Below are 20,209 nucleotides of genomic sequence, written 5' to 3' on the forward strand. Positions count from 1 at the left end.
CCCATGCAAATCAATTATTCTGTCGGGCGTAGTGTGAGTGACCAGCGCCCGAGTCCTGCTGTTGTTGGCTCTTTTGCCGAGCTTGATCACATAAAAACATGGGGTGCGTTGCCTGATGAATGGGCGCACTTCGATTTAGTCCTTGGTTATACCGATAGGTTATTACCTGTGGTTTGTAATGCTGAGGCTGCTATTTCGCCTTCCAGTAAAATGAAAACGCTAGGCAAAACGCCCTCTATCTATAATTCTCAGCGACAGGTTATTGGTATAACCGAATGGACTCGCAAATCTTCCACAGGGACCGATATCGAAAAATGGATGATGGAGCCTGATTACGGTATCTGTGTCAAAACAGGCTCCGGCATAGTAGCACTGGATTGTGATAGTGACGATGCTGATGTGCAATCCCGTATCCAGTCCTTTATGCTACAGTCCTTTGGTCAAATCCCACCACGCCGTTTTCGAGATAACAGTAACAAATGCCTTTACCTCATCGCAGTAGAAGGTGAGTTTTCTAAACGTGTACATCGTTTAGAAAACAATTTGGGGATCATTGAGCTTCTCGCTAAAGGTCAGCAGTTTGTCGCCATGGGGACACATCCTAGTGGTGCGAGGCTTCAATGGGATAATGATTTACCTTCTGAGCCTTTCATGATCACTGAAAAACAATTGAATGATTTCTGGAAGGGCTTAGCGGATGAATTAGCTATTGTGTCGTCGTCAGAGTCTAATCGCGTAGGTAAAGTACGAGACCGTTCGATCGCAACGCCTAATGCAACTGATGAAGTCGCTGAGTTCTTGGATAGTCAAGGGCTAACATTAGACTATGGTCGTAATGGTGAACGCTATATCACTTGCCCTTTTGAAAGCGGACATAGCACGGATACTGGAGTCACCAGTACGGCGTATTTCCCTAAAAATACAGCTGGTTTTGAAGTAGGGCATTTCAAATGTCTGCATGCCAGTTGTGCACACCGAAGCGATGGCGATTTCTTGCACGCTATTGGGTTTGGTAAAGATGATTTTGACGATCTCTCGGATAATAAGACTGAAGAGGGTTTTACCGATATCAATATGGATATGACAAGCCACTTCCTTGAACGTTTTATTTATGTAGTCAAAGGTGATCAGGTGTGTGATTTATCACGCCCCCCTTATAATTGTGTCATTGAGATGAAATCATTTAAAAATCTGATGGTACCTTATCAAATACCTTCAATAAGTAAAAAAGGTCAATCAATCCCAGCAGCGAAATGTTGGATAGCGCATCCTAAAAAACAAGTAGCTGAAAGTATTGGATACCAATCAGGCGAAGGGCGTTTAATTAAACGACATGATGGGCGCTTTGATATCAATGAGTTTTATCTCCCTGAACATGGGAAGGTTTCTAATTTTGATAAGTCAGATAACGTATTTCGTAAACACATGGAGTATCTTCTGCCTAAAAAAGAGCAAAGGGACTTTTTCATTGCGCGCTTAGCCTGGATAGTTCAACGCCCGGATCGTCGATGCCCCATCACTATGCTTCATATATCTATGTTACACGGAACGGGCAGAGGATGGGTGATTCAACTGATGGAAAAAATTCTAGGCTCCTGGAATTGTACAAGGGCGAAAATGGATGTTATTTGTAAAAATCAATACCATGACTATTTACACCATTCTCTACTATGTACCGTCGATGAAGTAAGAGAAAACACCGATAAACGGTATTCAATTAGTGATCAACTACGTGACATTCTTACCGAGCCTAGATTTGAAGTTAATAATAAATATGGAAAGAAAATAACTGAAGACATTTTTACTAGCTTTCTGTTTTTATCAAACCATATAGATGCAATTATTATCCCTGAAGAAGATAGACGTATTGCAGTCTTTGGAGGGCCTGATCACTTACAAGATGTCAAGTATTATGAAACCCTTTATCGTCATTTACAAGACGCTAATTTTATATCACAGGATTTTGGTACTTAAAATCAATTGATTTGAATCAATTCAATTGGCAAAGAGCACCTGATACTGAAGAGCGTCAGATCATGATAGAAAGTAGCCGTTCAGATGTTGCCAAAACCTTGCATGATTTGATTGATGAGCCTATTTCTCCCGTTATGACCTATCAGCAAATAGTTAATTATATTATTAGTGATATGGGTACAGCAGTGGAGATCAACGCTAAACAAATTACGGCGATTTTAAGAGCAAAAGGGTTGACGCAATATGGAAAATTAAAATTTAAAGGCGACACAGTTCGTCCTTGGGTACTTGTTAAAAATTACAAGTTGACTAAAGAAGAAGTTCGTAACGAATTAGAAAAATGCGAAGAGCTGCAAGAAAAGGTGGCAGGTGGCACTTAATTTTAAAACTTTTCATTTTCAAGACTAAAGGTGGCACATGGTGGCAGATAAAAAGGTAACTGCCACCTTAAAAAAAACAATAAAATCAATGGGTAAAATACTAAAGGTGGCAGGTGGCACTTGTTTTAAGTTATTACGTGCGAGATAGCGTAATATTTTGTTACATAATATACGTATTTTATATATATATGTTTAAAGTATCTGCCACCTCCCCCCTTTTTTGTAAAGATGTAGATACGGTAAGGCTTAGTGAGGGGGGCAGATAGGTATTTTAAGCGCCACCCAGTGCCACCTCCACGTTTTCACACTTCTAACGGAGCGACAAAGATCATGAGCAGAGACATCGAGAAAATACTACTCCACTGGGGCGGCTGGTGTGCGGGTAATCCGTATGCCGCGGTAAGCTGGTTGCCGGTGGCATCGGGCTTTGATCGCTTCATGCCGTTTACAGGCGCAAATCGCCTATCGTGCAGTGATGCGGACGGGTTGGTGATTGATGTGTGCGTCAGTCGGCTTAACACGGTGGGGATGACCCGAGAGTTGAGTTACATTGAGGATTATTATATCCGAGGGATATCCAAGCGTGCCATTGCGCGAAAGTTTGCGGTACGAGAGGATGAGGTACGAAAAAGAATGCAAATTGCGGAAGGCTTTATTTTGGGATGCCTTGAAACCCTTGATATTCAATTAGATATCGACATATTGTACAAATATCATACAAACAGTTATCAAACACTGGTGCGGCCGCAAAAGGTATGCTAAAGTGCCCATAATGGTTTTTTGCGTCCAGCGAAAATGCAAGCTAATAAAACCTCGATTAAGTATTTTTTGCTCACCTCGCTTTTGCGAGGTTTTTTGTTTATGGGGTGGAAATGAACAAACTTCCAAGTGACTATTTCCTTGATGTGGATGATGACCTATTAGCCTTTCTGGAAAAGCAAGGTGAGGAATGTGCTAAAGAAATTTACAAGTCGAATACGGTTAATATTGAAAACGCTTATAAACTGCTGAATATTTTAATCGTGGGTATCGGCTCCGCTTTCTTGCTCTTAACGCAAAAGCCTATTTTTGTGTATTTAACGATGGGTTTAGCTACCTTCCTGATGTGTTGGGTGATCTGTGCGGTGTATCTGGTCTTGTTCTGCTTGCGGCCTAATGTTCGCGGAACGGTTCACACCGCGCCAGATAGATTGTATACGCAACCTTACAAAGCCATTTGTGATTTAGATTATAAAAATTTAGAAATCAAAGGGTTCAAAGAACAAAGAAAACCATTAAATCTTATACGGCGCTACAGGCTAATTGATTTGTGCGAAACAACTGATGAATTGATTGGTGTTAATATCAAAATTAGAAAGCATTTAAATAGAGCGAGGACCACAACAATCTTCGCTCCAATATTATCAATGACAATATCTGCTATTACTTATTATTTTTTTTGACTCTTTCAGCAGAGTCGCCAAATTTGATGCGTTTAGTGGTAAAGTCTTTAACGTTTTGTTCTAACTCAGTTTTTTTATCATTAGAAGGTTGGGCGTTGTTCCCATTTGATGATTGTTTTTGGTCTGACATGGTTTTCCTTACTTTAGTATTGTTTATTTGACGATTTAACAATATCAAATAAGGCTATAAGTCGCCATCATTTGTACCCCTGCAATACTCACAAAGCCAGCAACATAAACAAGTAAAGCGGCTGTCTCCCTTTTTAATTTAAAGCAATGGAACCCTCAACGGGAGGGTATATGCGTATGTTTGAAAAACACTCAACCCCAACAGCCTATCTGTGGGGCATAACGACAACCATTTTAGGTTTTTTTACCCTTGAGCAGTGGGTGGCTATTGTCGGTATTATCTGCACGATAGGGACATTTTCAATCAACGTGTACTACCGCAAAAAGGAGTACGAACTCAAAGAGCGTCAGTATGAAAATACCGAAAAAAATAGTGATGGCAACGGGCGGTAGTGCGTTGTTTTTAGCGTCAAGCATGATAACGCATTTCGAAGGGTTGAGACTTAAGCCCTATTTTGACGGTGGCGGTGTGCTTTCGGTTTGCTATGGACACACAGGCAACGATATTGAGCGTAACCGGACGTACACCAAAGCGGAATGTGATAACTGGCTTGATGACGATTTGAAAGTGGTTAAACGTTACGTTGACCCGTTGATTAAGGTCAATACGTTGACACAAGCCGCGATTTACTCATTCGCTTACAATATTGGCGTGGGAAATTTGGGGAAATCCACCTTGCTTAAAAAGCTCAACACAAATGACCGAAAGGGCGCTTGTGACGAGATGAAACGGTGGGTTTATGTGAAAGGCGAAGTCTGGAAAGGGTTAATGACTCGCAGGGAAATTGAGAGCGTAATATGTTATGGCGACCTTACGCATTTGTCGTAGTGATTATTGCGGGTTTAATTCTTGCGTTAGTTTTCAATAATTCCCGTTATCAAGACGTCAAACAAAACTACCAAACGTTAAAACAGCAATATCACGCTCAACTCGAAGCCGTGAAATTACAGCAGGACAAGCTCGATGCGTTGCAAAAGATTGATATTCAACAGACTGAAAAACTCAATAATGCCAAAGCTCAAATTACCAAGCTTAATGATGCTGAGCGTGCTGGCGCTAAGCGGTTGCGCGTTAACGCCGTGTGTCGTACATCCAAAACCGCTCCCTCCCAGAGCCGATATGATGAAGCCACCCCACAACTTAGAGAAGCAGCTCGACAAGATTATTTCCGTCTCAGAGCGATGATAGTTGAGAACGAAAGGCAGACGGAATACTTACAGCGTTATATCAAGACGCAGTGTAGTGGCTAATTTTAATTGACCATGACAAAAGTAGAGGAAAGGGAAATGGCACTCACAGACAAACAGGAAGCCTTTTGTCGCGAGTACCTGATTGATTTGAATGCGACGCAAGCGGCAATAAGAGCCGGCTATAGCGAAAAAACCGCAAAAGATATCGCATGTCAAAACTTAGCAAAACTCAACATCCAAAAACGCATACAAGACCTCATGGAGGAGCGCAAAAATCGCATTGAGGTCAACGCTGACTTCAGCGTAAAGTGCGATTAGGGATGGCCACCAATAGTGAAAAAACCGCGCTACGGGCTTGGGAAATGTACAGCGTGAAACTGAATGATACTGATACCGCCACCGCGCCCGAGATTGACTGGCCTAAGAAGCCCGAATAACAAATTAGCCCCATTTAAGGGGCATCATAATAGCAGCGTTGGAGGAAGTTGTTAACTATTAGTTGTTGGTTGCGTGTTAGTGGCTTTGTGAGAGATTGCGGTTTTGTTTTTGGTATTATGGCAAAGATAGCACGGGGGTATGAAAAATAATTTGTACATGCCTGTGTATATAAAAATAAATTAAGATACATATTTTTTAATTAACCTTTTGACTAATATAATTTATTTTATCTAACTTATTATTTGATTTAGTAATAAAGTCCCCCATCAATACTGACAAATAAATTTTCATAATATTATTTTGTCCATCTGCTGTTCTGTCTTAATCAAGTTTTCCTCTCAGTTAGAGCCAGCTAAAAAATTTCTGCTATTTACAGCTAAATTAAGCACTATTATCTGGAGATAAAACAATTATATTTCACGCAAATAAAGTAATAACTTGGTTGTCCCGCATTACATAATAACCTGCTATCTGGCTACCTTTTTTACGATTCTGGGTAAGTGTTTGTGTCAATTCCAACGTAATTCGTTGATGTAAAATGTCTATTTTACAAACCCTGGCTGCTTCAAAACCAAAAAAATATCTGACCTCAGGGTAAAGCGCCTTGAATAAACTTTCTTTGGCAGAAAACGTAACTAATAATGCTATTTCATAATCAATACCACTATCTGCCAGCAGTGCTTGTTCATCCAACGAAGAAAAAAGATTTGCGGTCTGCCTGATTGTTAACGAAGAGAATGTCTCGATATCGACACCCAGTATCAGGTCGGCTTCCTGTGGCGATACTAGTGCGATAGCATGTCCATCGGTATGGGACAGGCTACCACACCATCCTGATGGCCAAGCTGGCGCACGATCCTGCCCAATACCGGGTGTGTTATTACATCCTGCAGTTCGTAGCAGTATTTTAGCCGCATATCGTACTGCAATATATTCCGCTCGACGTTTAACAACCGCTGAACTCAACGTTTGCGGAAAAGGAATAGCAAAATAGGTAAACAATGCGTCCTGATAACAGCGAATATCAAAATTGATCAAGCAGTAACGCAGACCAGGTAAAGAGGTAATCGTCCCCACCTCAAAAGATCGAATAAAAGGCGGCATTGAGCCTGTCGTGATTGAAGTGAACATTTAACAAACCATCGCTAATAACCAACAAAATAAAACGCCATAAAATAATTAATCCCGCTATTATCAATAGCAGGTTAAAAATGATTCATTTTTTATCTCCAGCGAAAGTTTTATGTTGCTTCACTATTTCTTTTCGGGTCAGCTGGTGTATGCTGCTCGCATTACTCTTTTTTAACCGATAGCCTTTCTTTTCTCTGTACTATCTGTAAGGCTGCATCCAGCGCTATATTTGCCGCGCAGAGCAAACCGTTTAGATAGCAAACCAGTGTTGCCGAGATTTGTTTTCACTTCTGCCGTCAACACTGATTGGTTTCCCAAGAAAGGCTATCCCTCGGAAGTTAAGTTACCGTATGCTCGATGCTATGCGAATACACAGTCACGGCTCTAGCGTTGATTACAATGGCGATAATTCGGTTTAGTTGACTGAATAGTTCTTTCCCGTTGTTGCTGTTCAAAATTGAGTAGTGGTTACCTTCAATACAAATACACTCGGCGGTTTTAAGTTGCTGACGCCAGAACTGCATCGCCTGCTGACTTTGACTCGCATAAAGCAGATAGGTCATTACTTGCGGTGGGCAACCTGGAATGAAACTACGCAAGCAAGTGAGATTACGTCGGAAAGCTTGTAGCAGATTAGCTACATAATTCCGGGTAAAAGGTGGCAAATCCAACCCTTCGCTAGCTTTACCCATCATCAAAAGTTTCACCTGTGGCAGAGTAATATCATGCAGTTTGTAATTCAGTTCCTTGGCAAACCCATGCAATTGGGAGTCATCCGTTGGTGGCGTTTGCCATGAGTACGCAGCAGGCGGATCTATCATGATTAAAACCGGTTTTTTGCTCTGTAATTCTGACATAGCCACCATTTGATAGGCCAGCAGTGCACCAAATGACCATCCCACAACTATCAGAGGACAGTTGTCTTTCAGCTGCGGCAATACCTGGCGGCAGTAAACTGCAGCTCGTTCAACAAGTGTATCTTCTGCTAGCACCTGTCCATCTAACATAGGATCCTGGATCTGAATAACACTGACCCGGCTATCGAGCATCTTCAACATTTCCCTGTAGGCTAAGAGATCTCCGCCAATCGGGTGAAGTAAAACCATCTGAGCCACAGCCATCTTACTGATCTGCTGCGATGGTTTGGCGGTAGCCGTATCATCAGTAATAAAACGGTAAAGTGCCTCAGGTGTATCCAGTTGCATAAATTCAGCAAGTGTAAATGGGCGGGGAGATTTGGTATTCAATTCATCGAGTAAATCCAGCGCCTGAATGCTGTCACCGCCCATACTCTCCCAGGAAGTATTATTGTCACTCTCTTCAATACCAAGATGTTCCGCGTACAGTTTTCGAATCAACGGTAATGAAAATTTATCCGCTAGATCAGAGCTGGCAGCCATAGATGGACGGGATGGTATGTGCTGTTGATAAAACCAGCGGGATTCAGTAAAACCGGTTGTACATACCAGTTGCTGAGTCTGCGGTGTACTCATGGTTTGATAGAGCATTTCAGCCCCTTCACGACGAGTGATACCGGTACTCAAATGCAGCAGATTATCATGACGACGCAGTCCAGCAGGAAGCTCCTGCACTGACATACCACCATCCTGCCAGATATCCCAGTTGATTGTTCGATAGCAACAGTTTTGCTGACTGGCGGCTTTGGTTGCTACCCATGCATCCAGATATCCGTTAGCACAAGCATAACTAAGCTGTCCAACACCACCATGGATAGCCGACATAGAGGAAGCACAGATAATCCAACGCGGCTCAAGTGCCTACAGAATTTCCAGCGCGTCGCAGCTACGAATTTTTTCCTCAACAACGACAAAATCTTCAGCACACTGATGACGCGCAATAAGCGCCCCGGCCGGCACAGTGTAAAATCCCCTGTATATGGCTATAACGCTCTTGTAACAAGTGCGTTAGTGATTGTACCTCGGCGATGTTGGTGATGTCGCAACTCAGCGATTCGTACTCACACTGACCAGCCAAATGCAAAACGACAGGCTCTTTATTTACACAGCGTGAAACAAGAACAAATTGGCTATGTGGGGCAATGGCAGCAATGGCCTGTACCAATGCCTGACCGATGCCACCGCTGCCACCTAATACAAGATAAGTGCCTGATGGCAGCAGCGTAGATAACTGATGCAGTGGTTGCTCTGCCAACGGCTGATAGCTGAGCTTTAACCATCCCTTCCTGCGCCACGCATGTACCATGCCATGCTGACTTAGGCCATATCCGATAGCGACAGTCGGACTATCAGCAGAACAATCAAGAAAGGCACAATGTATCTGTGGGTGTTCCTGCATAATAACATTCAGTGCACTGGTTAACATCGCCTGTTCAGGTAGTACAGCCTCCCCCACTGCCGTACTCAATGCATTGACAGTGAGCAGATCCAATTCTAGCGTGCGATTCGGCAGCCACTTGCTAGCAGCCTGTACGACATCAGTGAGACTCAACAACAGTTCAACAGCGCTCTCGCCAACAGAAGAAATCCACAGAATTTGTACATTACCTGCCGTGTTTGCTGCCTGCTGTAATAGTTGATCGGATTTTTCTTCTACTGATAACACTCGCACCTGACGAGCAGTCAGCTGTACATTATGGGGCAATCTGCCAATAACCAGGCAGAGATCGGCAACCGCCATCTTAGGCTGTAATGCCACTTGCCAGCAAGGAGTGTAACGCCATTGTTTAGTGGGTAGCTTTGCAGGAACTCCTGTAGGAAGTAACATAAAAGGTGCACAGGCAAAGTTGGTAATAGAAAACTGCCAGCTTGCGGGATGATTATCTACCCGACTGATTGGCCAACTACTTTCCTCATCCAGCAACCAATCACGACACTGCTGAGCCTGAGTAGACGACAGCTGCTGGCTGTTTTGTAGTCTATCAATCCGCCGTAATATCTGCTGGCTATTTTGTCCCTGGGTTAACCAACTTTCCATTTCTGCCTGCGCTTTACCAAGTTCGTTCCATATACCAAGATAGCGTATTGATTGTGGTTTATGCAGTGATAAGCGTGCGCAGAGGGTAAATAAATCCAGTGAAGAGGTGCGCATGACATTCAACAATTGAACGATAAGCCGTTGCAACGCCTACGGCGTAGAAGCAGATAATGGCGCCAGACAGATCCCTGTTTGCTTAACTGAATGCGTACAGCGCTCCTGCTGCTGTGGCTCACGTAAGATAAGATGCGCATTGGTACCACCCATACCAAAACTACTAACACCTGCATAGCGTAGCTCTTCACTATTCCACTGGCGACTGGTGGCACTGGTAGTGAACGGTGTTTTATCTATTTCTAGCAATGGATTAGCGCGCTCATAGCCTACGTTAGCAGGCAGTACTTGATGATAGAGCGCCAAAGCAGCACGGATCAGCCCTAAGATACCAGCAGCTGGACCAGCGTGACCGAGCTGATTTTTTACTGAGGCGATATGGCAGAAACCCGTTTTACTCGTTGTCGATAAGAATGCCCGGCTAAGTGCAGCAATTTCGATCGGATCACCCAGCGGTGTTGCCGTGCCGTGAGCTTCAACATAACCAATTCGATCGGCAGCTATTCCGGCACGTGCGAGTGCCAAATTAATCACCTTTGTCTGACCAGCAACAGAAGGCGCGGTATATCCCGCTTTATCGCGACCATCATTGTTAATTGCACTACCGCTGATAACGGCATAAATACGGTCATTATCGCGCCGAGCTGCCGCCAATGGTTTGAGGATCACTACGCCACACGCATTAGTCGCCAACGTGCCATCCGCCGTATCACTGAACGGATTAGTACTACCTTGTTTAGAGAAGATATGGCCAGGCGCCCATTTATATCCCTGTACTGCATCAGGATCGATATTGACACCAGCCACCACCATCATTTCAGCATCACCCATATTTAATGCATTGCATGCCTGATGCACTGCCACCAAAGAGCTTGAACATCCCGTTTGTACCGTCAGCGCCGGGCCCCGCAAGCCAAGATAATAAGCCACCTTAGTCGCCACAAAATCCTTTTGATAAGATAAACCCAAGGAAAAAGGATCGCTATTGTGATTTTCCGCACAATTTCTACGCTCTAACCAGCGTTGGTAAAAGGCATCACCTGTACTGGCTACGATGCCAACAGACGCCAAATCTTCCCTGCTACTATAGCCGGCATTTTCTAACGCCTGTATTACACTCATCAACAAATGGCGTTGTTGTGGATCCATGCGTTTCGCCTCTTGTGGCGAAATACCAAACCAATTTGGATCGAAGTCAAAAAACCTGATAAGGATGAACGTACTGTCACTTTACGCTCTTTATCTTCGCTATTAGTGATGATTGAAGATCTGTCACGTTCTACCAACTCGCGAGAATCCATAACAGCACGCCAAAACGTTGCCAGATCAGCACATTGACTGACATTGATTGCCATGCCAATCACCGCAATGGCTCCTTGGTCCGCTGAGGTTTCGTTTAACGTGGCTTGTTCAGTTACTGTCGATGCGATTGAAGGTGGTGACATAGATTCACCGGCTAAAAAAGAGCTTAGCTCATCAATACTCGCATGCTCAAACAGATCATTAAGTTTGAGAGTACCAGCGCCGGCCTGAATCAATGCTACATGGATTTTTATCAGTCGTAGCGATGTTAAGCCCATAGCAAAAAATTTGGTCTGCCCACTGTTAGGCTTCCCATCAAGCTCTTTCTCTATTAACTGGCTTAATAAATAGTGCCAGTCTGCTACTGAGCGCTGATTTGTTGCTTGCCGTTTGATAATCGGCTGAGCACTAAGATTATCATCTGGCAGAGGATACCATAACAGCCCGGCTAAACCAGCCCGGTCGATTTTGCCGCTCGGTGTCGTACTAAGTGCATCTACCACGCGGAATTCCATTTTTAAAGCACCTGCTGGCAACCACTGCTGCAATCGCTGATATAACTCCGTCGTTGACACTCGGGTATCTGCCGATTTAAGACGCAAATAGGCTACTAATTTCTCTTGCTGAGCCGTCACCGCCACTGAATGGAAACAGCCGCTTTCTAGCAGCAGTGTTTCCAACTGCCCGCATTCCACTCGGTAACCATTAATTTTGACTTGATAATCGCGTCTCTCAAGGTAATTAAGACGCCCCTGGTTATCATAATGACCTATGTCTCCGGTCAGATAAGCTAACTGATGTTGTCCGTTCAGTGAGAGCTGACAGAATTTCTGCTGATTAGCGCTGGGATTATTTTGATAGCAGGGCCATACGTGCATTCCAGTGATCGCAATCTGTCCGATTTGTTGTTGATCGGCCAGCAGTTGGTTGGTTTCATCAACGATATACACGCCACAATTATCTGCCGGATAACCGACCGGCACAGCTGTTGGCCAGTTATCGGGCTCACCCTGCAAGGTATAGCTAGTGACGACGTGAGTTTCTGAAGTACCATACATATTAATAAGCCGGGAACCCGGTGATTTGCGAAATAGATCCTTAATGGCCTCAGTACAAAAAAGCATCTCTCCAGCACTGACTATTTCACAAAGACAGTCTGGCGCCATTTTCAACGCTTGCGCAGTCTCGGCTAAGGATTGCAAAACAATATAGGGAATATACAAGCGCTCAACGCGCTCAGTTTGTATAAATCGCAGTAAAGCCTGATGGTCACGACGAAAATCCGGTGGAGGTAATAACAATGTACCGCCGGTACATAAGGTTGTGCAGATCTCCTGATGAGAAATATCAAAGGAGAGAGAGGTAAACTGTAAGGTACGTGCCGGTTTGTCCAGCCCAATACCATTTTGCCACTGAATAATATTCAACATTAGGCTGTGGCGTGCTGCCAATTCTTTAGGCAATCCGGTGGAGCCAGAAGTATATACCTTATACATCAAGGTATCTGTATTAATAGCCTTATCTGGGGGCAACGGCTGCCAATTAGTCACTTGCAGATAACCGTCAATCGGGATTAACGGCAACTCGGGTTGAGCGGTTAATAATGGCGAAGCTGCATTGGCGCGATCAACCATCACGGCATCGATTCCTGCCGTGGTTAAAATATTTGTAATTAGTTTATCTGGGTAGTTCACATCCAAACCGACAAAACAAATACCGCGACTGGCCATCGCTAAAATGGCAATAATTGCATGGCGGTCAGCATGAGCGTAGATCGCTACCACGCTGCCATAAGACAATTTCCACTGTTTACTAAGGAATATTTCCATGCGCGCTACCTGTTCCATTAAGTCGGAATAGGTTAGCGTCATCCCGTTATTATCAACCAATGCCAAAGCTTCGGGGATCAGGTTCCTTTGATGATCAAGCCAGGCTCGCAACGTAGCAAAAGGGAGCGTCTGCTGCTGCCCCTGATTAGCAATAACAGAGGGAGCGAATGAAGGGGAAGAGGAAAACTGAGTTGAAAGTGTGTTCATAACAGCTGGCTCGCAGGTTAACTTTTGTAACAGACTGATCCACTGGCTGGCAAAAAAATGAGCCTCCTCACGACTGAACAACGCCGTCTGATACTCCAGAATCACTTCTGTTGCCATCCCCTGTGGTGTCAAACAGACCAAAAATGGAAATTTGGCGCTACCGATGTCTGGTACACTGCTTTTCATCTTCAGGCCTGGCAATTCAAGGCAACAAAAATCGGTATTCTCCATAACAAATACTAGGTCGAATAGCGTTTGTCCTGCCGCCTGCATAGTTGAAGCAAGTTCAGTTAAGTCTGCATAGTTCACCGTGTGATGACGGAAAATATTTTTCAGCTCTTGTCCCGAACGATCCAAGAAGCTAGCCAATGTGTCATCGGGCAATATCTGCTCATGCCATACCAGCGTATTAACTAACATACCAATGATGTTTTCACTACCTGGCAAAAAGCGACCGGCGTCAGGGAAACCAATAGTGACAGCACTCTGATTTTGCCATTGTCCCCAACTCCATCCCAACACACTGAGCAGCAATCCGGCAAACGTCATCCCTTGTTTTTTTGCCAGCACTTTAATGGCCTGAGTCGTCTGTTGGTCGATCATCAGCTGCTGACGCTCACCAGCCATATCAGCAGCGGGAATTAAACCATAGCGTCGCCGTATCGCCAGTATCTCTGGCAGCCTTGCGCGCCAAAAATTTAGGCTCTGCTTATAACTATCCTGCTGATAGTAAAGATTTAATGCTGCTGTATGGTGTAACAGTGAGTAATTTAGTGGCACAAACCCTGGTTGCTGGTTGTGCTGTAGCGCCACATAACAGTGGCTCAGCTCACATAGTAAAATATTGATCGACTCACCATCAATCAGTGCATGGTGCATATTTAGCAACAGCACTCGCCGATCACTCTCTATTGTGAGTAAACAAGCACGCAGAGCACACTTTTGACCTATATCGAAAGGCTGTCTGAACCACTGTTTAGCCCAGCTGGACCAAGCAACATCGCTCACTTGTTGATGCTCAAGGCTAAAATCACTTTGCGGAATAACGCGTTGCATTAGCTGTTGCGAATTTATGTCAAACTCAAACAAGGTACGGAAAGCACCATGGCGTTGTACCAATATCCGTAGTGCCTGCTCAAGACTCTGCTCGTCCATCTGACCCTGAAATTCAAATTGAAAAGGCGTCGCATAAGCATAAAGACTGGGATCATGCTGCTGTAGAAACCACATGCGCAATTGTTCACTAGAGGCCACATGACTAATATCGTTATCAAGCACAATGGTTGCTTGCGCAGCAACTGGCTGTAGCCTGGCTAATACCGCACTGACGGGGTTGGTATAAAGTAATTCAGCAGCTGTCACTGCCGCCTGACCTTGTGGCGCTTGCCAGGCTGATAACATTCTCATAGCTGTCAGCGAATCACCGCCATTTTCCATTAAGGAAAGTTGCGGGTAGAAATTATCGTGGCGCAACAGACATCGCAGTGCCGCCTCAGCATCGTTTTGACTAAACGGTTGTAGCTCTTGTGACCGATTTTGCACAGCGAGTGATTGAAATAATGCCTGGCGATCAATTTTGCCATTTGGTGTCAAAGGCAGAGCTGGTAGCCTGTGCACTTGATGGGGGATCATCCAGCCGGGCACTCGTGACTTAAGAAAATCTATCAGTCGATCGACACTACCACTGACAAATGCGATTAACTCAATGGAAACCTCATTTTCACGCGTCAGCACCGCTGCCGCCTCAACATCCGGTGCCAAGAGAATATGCTGTTCCAGCTCATTGATATCAACACGAAAACCACGAACTTTTACCTGATTATCAATCCGCGCCAACCACTCCAATTGACCCTGCTTGTTCCAGCGTACTTTGTCACCGGTGCGATAACAACTAACAGATGGTGCAGTAAAATGACCGTCGACAAACTTCTGCTGAGTGGTTTGTTCATCTGCGTAATAGCCTAGTGCCACGCCAGGACCAGAAAGATAAAGCTCACCACTTTCTCCCTCGCTAACGAGTTCCCCTTCCGGTGTCAAAACCCAGCACTGAGTTTTTCCGATCCCTTGTCCGATCGGTAGCCGGTCACCTATGAAATTCTGCGGAACTGGCCAGGCAGTAGCAAAAGTGCTGCATTCCGTCGGTCCATAAACCTGGATCAGCTGAGGTGGATTTGGCATAAACTGACGGTAAAACTGGCGAACCGCTTTCGGTCTTAATGCTTCTCCCCCTACTAATAAGTAGCTTATCGAGGCCAGCAAAGGGGCGGTACCGACGACTAAGGAGTGAAATAGTGCAGAGGTGATAAATAGCACATCGACTGGAGCAGCAGGTTTAAAATCACTGTCTGTTCCCTGATAACAGAGCATATCCGGCGTGATCATTACCGTATATGCCCCATTGGTTAATGCTGCCCAAAAATCGAAACTGAAAGCATCAAAAGCGGGAGTAGAAAGCGAGCCTATCCCTTGGCCAGGGGCAATAGTGACATAATCTGGCTGCCAAGCCATATGCAAGATCCCTTGGTGGCTAATTGCTACTGCTTTCGGTTTCCCGGTGGTGCCCGAGGTATAAAACAGGCAGGCACAAGTCTGCGGTGTTGAATGGTACCCCCAAAATGTAGAGATAGGACTAGCTTCAGGTAACTGACTGTAATCAATACAGCGTGTGGTCTGCGGTAAAGCACAATTTACGACAGATGATGTCAGTACCAGCGCCGGCGCTACATCTTGCAACAGTTGTTCTAAACGGGCTTGAGGTGTATCCGGTTCAACGCAAAGATAACTGGCTCCAAGCTTTACTACCGCCAATATTGCTATCGCCATATCGGCACCTTTTTGCAAATGCAGAACAATAATGTCGCCAGGTTTTCCAACTAAAACAGCCAATTTGGCCGCCAATACGCTACTCTTGTCCTCCAGTTCACGGTAGCTCAAGCTTTGCTGTGCATCGACCCAAGCATTGGCTTCAGGCACCGCTTGAAGCCAATGGTGAAAAGCAGCAAGTAAATTTTGCGGTTTTTCGGTGTTCATATGCATACTTCCTCAACCATCTCCTGGCAATGTTCAGCCATGATATTTTCCACCATCGTCACCACTTTTTGCACGTGAGGTGGATCCATCAACGACCAATGATTACCTGAGGTGGGCAACGCAACTAATTGGGGAATAACCTGACACCATGCTGCGGCGGCACGTTCAATATCAAAGGTGTACTCTTTGTCGCGTACCTGAATTAACCAGGCACGGCCAGAAAAATGGGGAACCTCAGTTATACCAGTAAGTAAGAGACGGTGATGATTGTATAAGCGGTGATAACGATCAATATCTTCTTCACGAATATCTGGAAATATGCCATCAAAACGACATAATTTCTGTTTAAATTCGTCCAATCCCATTTGTGGGATACAGCGCACCATTTCGGGATAAGGGTAGCCAGTATCAAACATAATAATTTTGCTATGGTGAAAACCTCGTTGTTGAAGCTTACGCGCCATTAATAATGCCATCAGCCCCCCCTAATGACCAACCGCATAGTATATGAGGCTGACTAAGCAGATGTTCAATTTCAGTCAGGTAATGGTCTGCCATTGCATCAAAACTGGGTAAAAATGATTCTCCCTCTTTTAAACCTTGCGCCTGAATACCATGTATGCCGAGGTCACGATTGAGAGCATTAGCCAGTTTTAGATAGCAATAAGCGGTACCGCCTCCAGGATGTATACAGATAAGATGGCGCTTGCCGTCACGAAAGGTCATTAAATTGTCTGCCCGCACATTTTGCTGCTGGCTACCTCTGGTGCGTGTCCGTAGTAAAACCGCTAATTGCTCAATAGTTGGATAACGAATTAATTCAGTCAGTGAAAGAATTTGGCCAATCTCTTTTTCAACCAGATTTACCAGTCTTAATGCATCCAGCGATGAACCACCAAGTTCAAAAAAGTGGCTATGGATATCAATCGTTACGTTAAGAAAAAGCTGCGAAAAAAGAGTATACAACTTCATCTCAATATCATTACGAGGCGCAATAAATTTGTCATTGCGCGGCCGATCAATCACCCGCATAGCCTCTAGCGCCCGCAAATCAAATTTACCGTTCACCGTCAGTGGCATTTTTTCAATTTGCTGCAGATAACGTGGAACCATATATTCTGGCAATTTATCAGCTAGCTCTTTACGCACTTGGCTGCTATCCAACGGATTATTACTAATATAAAAACCATGTAGTTCCCGATGACCGGCTTCTCCAGGCGCTATGACCACCCCAAGAATGACACCCGGTACAGCTTCCAGTGCCAGGCGCACCTCTTTTAATTCAACACGATAGCCCCTGATTTTGACCTGATCATCACGCCGTCCGACAAAAATCAATCCCTCTTCGCTCCAAAAACCGTAATCACCACTGCGATAAGCTCTAACCTTTTCTTTCTTAGAACCGGGAAGAGTAATTTCAACAAATGCGTTTTCATCTAAATCTGGCCGATGATGGTAACCACGCGCTAATACCTGACCGACAAAATAGAGTTCACCAATGGCGCCATCAGGAACATGTTGCTGCTGCGAATCAAGAATATAGACCTGCATGTTATTGGAAACCCAGCCAAGAGGAACCGGGCCGTTGATTTGGCGACGTACCGCATAAGCAAAACTGTAAACACACGTTTCCGCCGGACCATAGATATTAAACAAATTTTTGACCCCAGCCTGCTGGGCAGCACGCACCGCTGTAGGGTTAACAACATCACCACCAAAAATCACCGTATCAACCGTTGAAAAAAGCGCGGCCTTAACAGACTGCATGTAGCTATCAAATAATCCCGTCGCTAAGAAAATATTATCTGGTTGATAATTCTCAATCAGCTTCTGCATTCGCTGTGGATCAGCAATGGCTTTTCTTTCTGGGGTAATGACCGTCGCACCATGGATCCAAGCTGACCACAACTGCAGCGTTGCACAATCAAAAGTTTCATTCGCAGAATAGAGAACACGCTGTGAGACTGGCAGGTGTCGAGGCTGATATAAGGTACTCATCACTGACTGATGAGATAATGCCACACCTTTGGGGGTGCCTGTGGTACCGGAGGTAAAAATTAGGTGACTCAGATCTTCGACCGACCCTTTTGGCCTCTGGCTTAAGGGAGATATGGCATCAAACAAAGACGTTTGAGCCTCCTCCAGCAGAAGTGATATCTCTAATTGCGGTAATGCCAGAGCGAACATTTGGGGTTGATCGACTAACAGTAAATCGGGCTGTACCACCCCCTTCATCACTGCTTTACGCTCCTCAGGTGCACTACGATCAATACAGTAATAAATCATTCCTGCATACTGTACCGCCAAAATAGCAATCACCAACTGCGCCAGAGGTTCAATATGCAACATGACAATCATTTGGCGCGGATCAGTAAACATGGTATTTAAATGATTAGCGATATGGGTTGCAATCTGGTGAAGTTGGCCATAACTCCACTGTTGACCGGTCACATCATCAATAAGCGCAATATGGTCAGGTTGTTCTAACACATGAGTATAGAATTGTTCTGCCAAAGTATGGTCAGGCCAAGCGACGGCGGTAGCATTACGTTGATCTATCTTCGCTATCATAGCCGGTGTAAGCAGCGGTAAATCGATAATACGCTGATCAGAATTTACCAACACCGTCTCTAACGCTGTTTGATATTGCACCATAAAAGCGTTAAATAGCCCATCCTGATTAATGGTTGGCGCGATATTTAAACGTAAATGGATTTCACCATTTTCTGCCTGGCAATACAGTAGTTGTAGGTCATTACTACTTTCGATAAATTCATAATTTTCGCAGACGGTGACGCCATCACTGAAACGGTAGCTGTGGTTTAATGCCACCGTTTCACCAAACATCAGATTGAACCTTTCTAATGAATGTTCTTTTTTCTGTTTACGCAACGCATTAATGATATTTGCCAAAGGGATATGTTTTGCCGCTTTCCAGCGTTTACGTTGCAAAATGATTTGTTCAAATAAGTTAGACCAACTCAAATCTGCGGTAAAATGGTGACCTAAAATGACAGTGTTGACCCAACATCCGCCTTCTTCGCCGCGAGAGATTGGGCGCATACTCACTGGCGAGAGCATGAAAATATCATTTTGACCCGATAAACGGTGGAGTAAGCCAACAAATATTGCCTGTAAAATAATATGCCGGGTTGCATTATGCTTATCCGCTAAAACCTGGATACTTTTCACAAGCGTTTCAGGTAACGATAACATTTTACTTTCTACCTTTTCATTCTTATACGAACTGCGAGGTAGCATTAATTGACACGGTTGCCCAATTAAATCTTGTGCACGTTGCTCCGCCAGCGCCAATTCTGATTGAGTTAAACTATTTTCTGGCTGTTGATTGATGAAATAACATTCTGGCGATGCTCATTGCGGTAATGGTTGAGACTCTATTAATAATTGATAAAAGCGCTGGACATTAAACATAAACTGACGAAATGAGGTGCCGTCAATAATTAGATGATGAATAACAAGATTTAATACATGCTCCATCTGCTGATCGTTTTTACCCAGATAGCATAAGCACCATTTAAATAATGGTGTCACACCAGGGATCAATCGATGTTGGTAAAGGGCATTAAGATTATCTTGGCCAGACTGCTGCGGTGAATCGTGTTGTGAAAAATCATAATATTCACCTTGTGTCGGTACCTCAACATGGCATTTTTTTAATTCGTTTTGCCATAAAAACGTCCACTGAAAACTTGGTTGCTTTAGTGCATGGGACAGAGCCAACATAAAAATGTCACGATTAAGTTCACCTGTTAATTTTATTGAAAAAAGTGTATTGGAAATTTCAGCGTTATCAGATGATTTATCGGATAAATAAAATGCATTTTCCCACTTAGTCGCAAGCCATTGTTTCATGGTATATTTTTCCTTGTATGTTGTGAGAAAGGGTAATTCCACTGCTTAGTAGATTTTTATTGATAGTAAGCAGCAGCTGGTTATTACTTTTGCTCAGCAGCAAAAAACTGCTATCAATCAGATATATGCTCAGTTAAGTGAACTTATAGCGTCACAAGTACGGTAATGGTCAGCAAATCGAGACAATCTGGTATTTCAACGCTTCTTTTGT

Annotated in this window: 17 protein-coding genes and 2 pseudogenes; 9 read left to right on the plus strand and 10 right to left on the minus strand. The window is 44.2% G+C overall.

Annotated features, from left to right (window positions below; genetic code table 11):
- Positions 1-3: 3 nt before the first annotated feature.
- The 4 genes from AACL31_RS19915 (at position 4) to AACL31_RS19930 (ending at position 3,796) form a co-directional block, all read left to right on the plus strand.
- Positions 4-1,974 (plus strand): DUF5906 domain-containing protein, encoded by a 1,971-nt coding sequence (locus tag AACL31_RS19915; RefSeq protein WP_339053589.1) that lies wholly within the window; start codon positions 4-6, stop codon positions 1,972-1,974.
- Positions 1,975-2,036: 62 nt separating this feature from the next.
- A complete protein-coding gene (locus AACL31_RS19920) occupies positions 2,037-2,354 on the plus strand; it encodes a hypothetical protein (RefSeq protein WP_339053590.1) in 318 nt (105 codons plus the stop codon).
- 330 nt (positions 2,355-2,684) lie between these two features.
- Positions 2,685-3,116, plus strand: coding sequence for an antiterminator Q family protein (locus tag AACL31_RS19925; RefSeq protein WP_339053591.1), 432 nt, complete (start codon positions 2,685-2,687; stop codon positions 3,114-3,116).
- A gap of 110 nt (positions 3,117-3,226) precedes the next feature.
- A complete protein-coding gene (locus AACL31_RS19930) occupies positions 3,227-3,796 on the plus strand; it encodes a hypothetical protein (RefSeq protein WP_339053592.1) in 570 nt (189 codons plus the stop codon).
- Here AACL31_RS19930 and AACL31_RS19935 read toward each other — a convergent pair.
- On the minus strand, positions 3,777-3,926 hold the full coding sequence (locus AACL31_RS19935; protein ID WP_310513217.1) for a hypothetical protein: 150 nt from the start codon (positions 3,924-3,926) through the stop codon (positions 3,777-3,779). The two genes, AACL31_RS19930 and AACL31_RS19935, sit on opposite strands and share 20 nt — an antisense overlap.
- Before the next feature lie 170 nt (positions 3,927-4,096).
- Here AACL31_RS19935 and AACL31_RS19940 point away from each other — a divergent pair, with 170 nt between their 5' ends.
- The 5 genes and pseudogenes from AACL31_RS19940 to AACL31_RS19960 all read left to right on the plus strand — a co-directional run bounded on the left by AACL31_RS19940 (position 4,097) and on the right by AACL31_RS19960 (position 5,553).
- Entirely contained in the window at positions 4,097-4,318 is a 222-nt protein-coding gene (locus AACL31_RS19940; protein ID WP_310513216.1) for a phage holin family protein, read from the plus strand.
- A complete protein-coding gene (locus AACL31_RS19945) occupies positions 4,278-4,754 on the plus strand; it encodes a lysozyme (protein WP_310513284.1) in 477 nt (158 codons plus the stop codon). Before AACL31_RS19940 ends, AACL31_RS19945 begins: the two co-directional genes overlap by 41 nt.
- A complete protein-coding gene (locus AACL31_RS19950; RefSeq protein ID WP_310512040.1) occupies positions 4,724-5,176 on the plus strand; it encodes a lysis protein in 453 nt (150 codons plus the stop codon). The genes AACL31_RS19945 and AACL31_RS19950 overlap by 31 nt, the downstream gene beginning before the upstream one ends.
- A gap of 36 nt (positions 5,177-5,212) precedes the next feature.
- Positions 5,213-5,425, plus strand: a pseudogene (locus AACL31_RS19955) (terminase small subunit); the annotation flags it as partial.
- A gap of 11 nt (positions 5,426-5,436) precedes the next feature.
- Positions 5,437-5,553, plus strand: coding sequence for a tail fiber assembly protein (locus AACL31_RS19960; protein WP_339053593.1), 117 nt, complete (start codon positions 5,437-5,439; stop codon positions 5,551-5,553).
- Between the two features lie 418 nt (positions 5,554-5,971).
- Here the strand turns inward: AACL31_RS19960 and AACL31_RS19965 are convergent, their stop codons facing one another.
- The 9 genes and pseudogenes from AACL31_RS19965 to AACL31_RS20005 form a co-directional block, all read right to left on the minus strand.
- Complete coding sequence (locus AACL31_RS19965; RefSeq protein WP_339053594.1) at positions 5,972-6,685, minus strand: 4'-phosphopantetheinyl transferase family protein; 714 nt, start codon at positions 6,683-6,685, stop codon at positions 5,972-5,974.
- Between the two features lie 171 nt (positions 6,686-6,856).
- Positions 6,857-7,003, minus strand: coding sequence for a hypothetical protein (locus AACL31_RS19970; RefSeq protein ID WP_339053595.1), 147 nt, complete (start codon positions 7,001-7,003; stop codon positions 6,857-6,859).
- 20 nt (positions 7,004-7,023) lie between these two features.
- A complete protein-coding gene (locus AACL31_RS19975; RefSeq protein ID WP_339053596.1) occupies positions 7,024-8,427 on the minus strand; it encodes a thioesterase domain-containing protein in 1,404 nt (467 codons plus the stop codon).
- A 94-nt stretch (positions 8,428-8,521) separates the two neighbouring features.
- Positions 8,522-9,787 carry a KR domain-containing protein gene (locus AACL31_RS19980; protein WP_339053597.1) on the minus strand — a complete coding sequence of 422 codons (1,266 nt, stop codon included), beginning with the start codon at positions 9,785-9,787 and terminating at the stop codon, positions 8,522-8,524.
- 3 nt (positions 9,788-9,790) lie between these two features.
- Positions 9,791-10,903: a polyketide synthase gene (locus AACL31_RS19985; protein WP_310512036.1), complete on the minus strand. Its 1,113-nt coding sequence runs from the start codon at positions 10,901-10,903 to the stop codon at positions 9,791-9,793.
- Entirely contained in the window at positions 10,876-16,122 is a 5,247-nt protein-coding gene (locus AACL31_RS19990; RefSeq protein ID WP_310512035.1) for a non-ribosomal peptide synthetase, read from the minus strand. Before AACL31_RS19990 ends, AACL31_RS19985 begins: the two co-directional genes overlap by 28 nt.
- Positions 16,119-16,598, minus strand: coding sequence for a hypothetical protein (locus AACL31_RS19995; protein ID WP_310512034.1), 480 nt, complete (start codon positions 16,596-16,598; stop codon positions 16,119-16,121). The genes AACL31_RS19990 and AACL31_RS19995 overlap by 4 nt, the downstream gene beginning before the upstream one ends.
- Positions 16,576-18,777, minus strand: a complete 2,202-nt coding sequence (locus tag AACL31_RS20000) for an AMP-binding protein (protein ID WP_339054034.1) — start codon at positions 18,775-18,777, stop codon at positions 16,576-16,578. The genes AACL31_RS19995 and AACL31_RS20000 overlap by 23 nt, the downstream gene beginning before the upstream one ends.
- Positions 18,754-19,998 (minus strand): annotated as a pseudogene (locus AACL31_RS20005) (condensation domain-containing protein); the annotation flags it as partial. The gene AACL31_RS20000 and the pseudogene AACL31_RS20005, both read right to left, overlap by 24 nt.
- Positions 19,999-20,209: the final 211 nt, after the last annotated feature.

The sequence above is a fragment of the Arsenophonus endosymbiont of Crataerina pallida genome, from assembly GCF_964020125.1.
Taxonomy (GTDB): domain Bacteria; phylum Pseudomonadota; class Gammaproteobacteria; order Enterobacterales; family Enterobacteriaceae; genus Arsenophonus; species Arsenophonus nilaparvatae.

Bases quoted from the DNA above. Each gene is read 5' to 3' on its own strand.
- AACL31_RS19995 (WP_310512034.1), bottom strand. From the start codon at position 16,598: ATGGCATTATTAATGGCGCGTAAGCTTCAACAACGAGGTTTTCACCAT.
- AACL31_RS19925 (WP_339053591.1), top strand. From the start codon at position 2,685: ATGAGCAGAGACATCGAGAAAATACTACTCCACTGGGGCGGCTGGTGT.
- AACL31_RS19950 (WP_310512040.1), top strand. From the start codon at position 4,724: ATGTTATGGCGACCTTACGCATTTGTCGTAGTGATTATTGCGGGTTTA.
- AACL31_RS19990 (WP_310512035.1), bottom strand. From the start codon at position 16,122: ATGAACACCGAAAAACCGCAAAATTTACTTGCTGCTTTTCACCATTGG.
- AACL31_RS19920 (WP_339053590.1), top strand. From the start codon at position 2,037: ATGATAGAAAGTAGCCGTTCAGATGTTGCCAAAACCTTGCATGATTTG.
- AACL31_RS19985 (WP_310512036.1), bottom strand. From the start codon at position 10,903: ATGGATCCACAACAACGCCATTTGTTGATGAGTGTAATACAGGCGTTA.
- AACL31_RS19945 (WP_310513284.1), top strand. From the start codon at position 4,278: ATGAAAATACCGAAAAAAATAGTGATGGCAACGGGCGGTAGTGCGTTG.
- AACL31_RS19935 (WP_310513217.1), bottom strand. From the start codon at position 3,926: ATGTCAGACCAAAAACAATCATCAAATGGGAACAACGCCCAACCTTCT.
- AACL31_RS19930 (WP_339053592.1), top strand. From the start codon at position 3,227: ATGAACAAACTTCCAAGTGACTATTTCCTTGATGTGGATGATGACCTA.
- AACL31_RS19975 (WP_339053596.1), bottom strand. From the start codon at position 8,427: ATGTCGGCTATCCATGGTGGTGTTGGACAGCTTAGTTATGCTTGTGCT.
- AACL31_RS19965 (WP_339053594.1), bottom strand. From the start codon at position 6,685: ATGTTCACTTCAATCACGACAGGCTCAATGCCGCCTTTTATTCGATCT.
- AACL31_RS19940 (WP_310513216.1), top strand. From the start codon at position 4,097: ATGCGTATGTTTGAAAAACACTCAACCCCAACAGCCTATCTGTGGGGC.
- AACL31_RS20000 (WP_339054034.1), bottom strand. From the start codon at position 18,777: ATGGTGCAATATCAAACAGCGTTAGAGACGGTGTTGGTAAATTCTGAT.
- AACL31_RS19960 (WP_339053593.1), top strand. From the start codon at position 5,437: ATGGCCACCAATAGTGAAAAAACCGCGCTACGGGCTTGGGAAATGTAC.
- AACL31_RS19915 (WP_339053589.1), top strand. From the start codon at position 4: ATGCAAATCAATTATTCTGTCGGGCGTAGTGTGAGTGACCAGCGCCCG.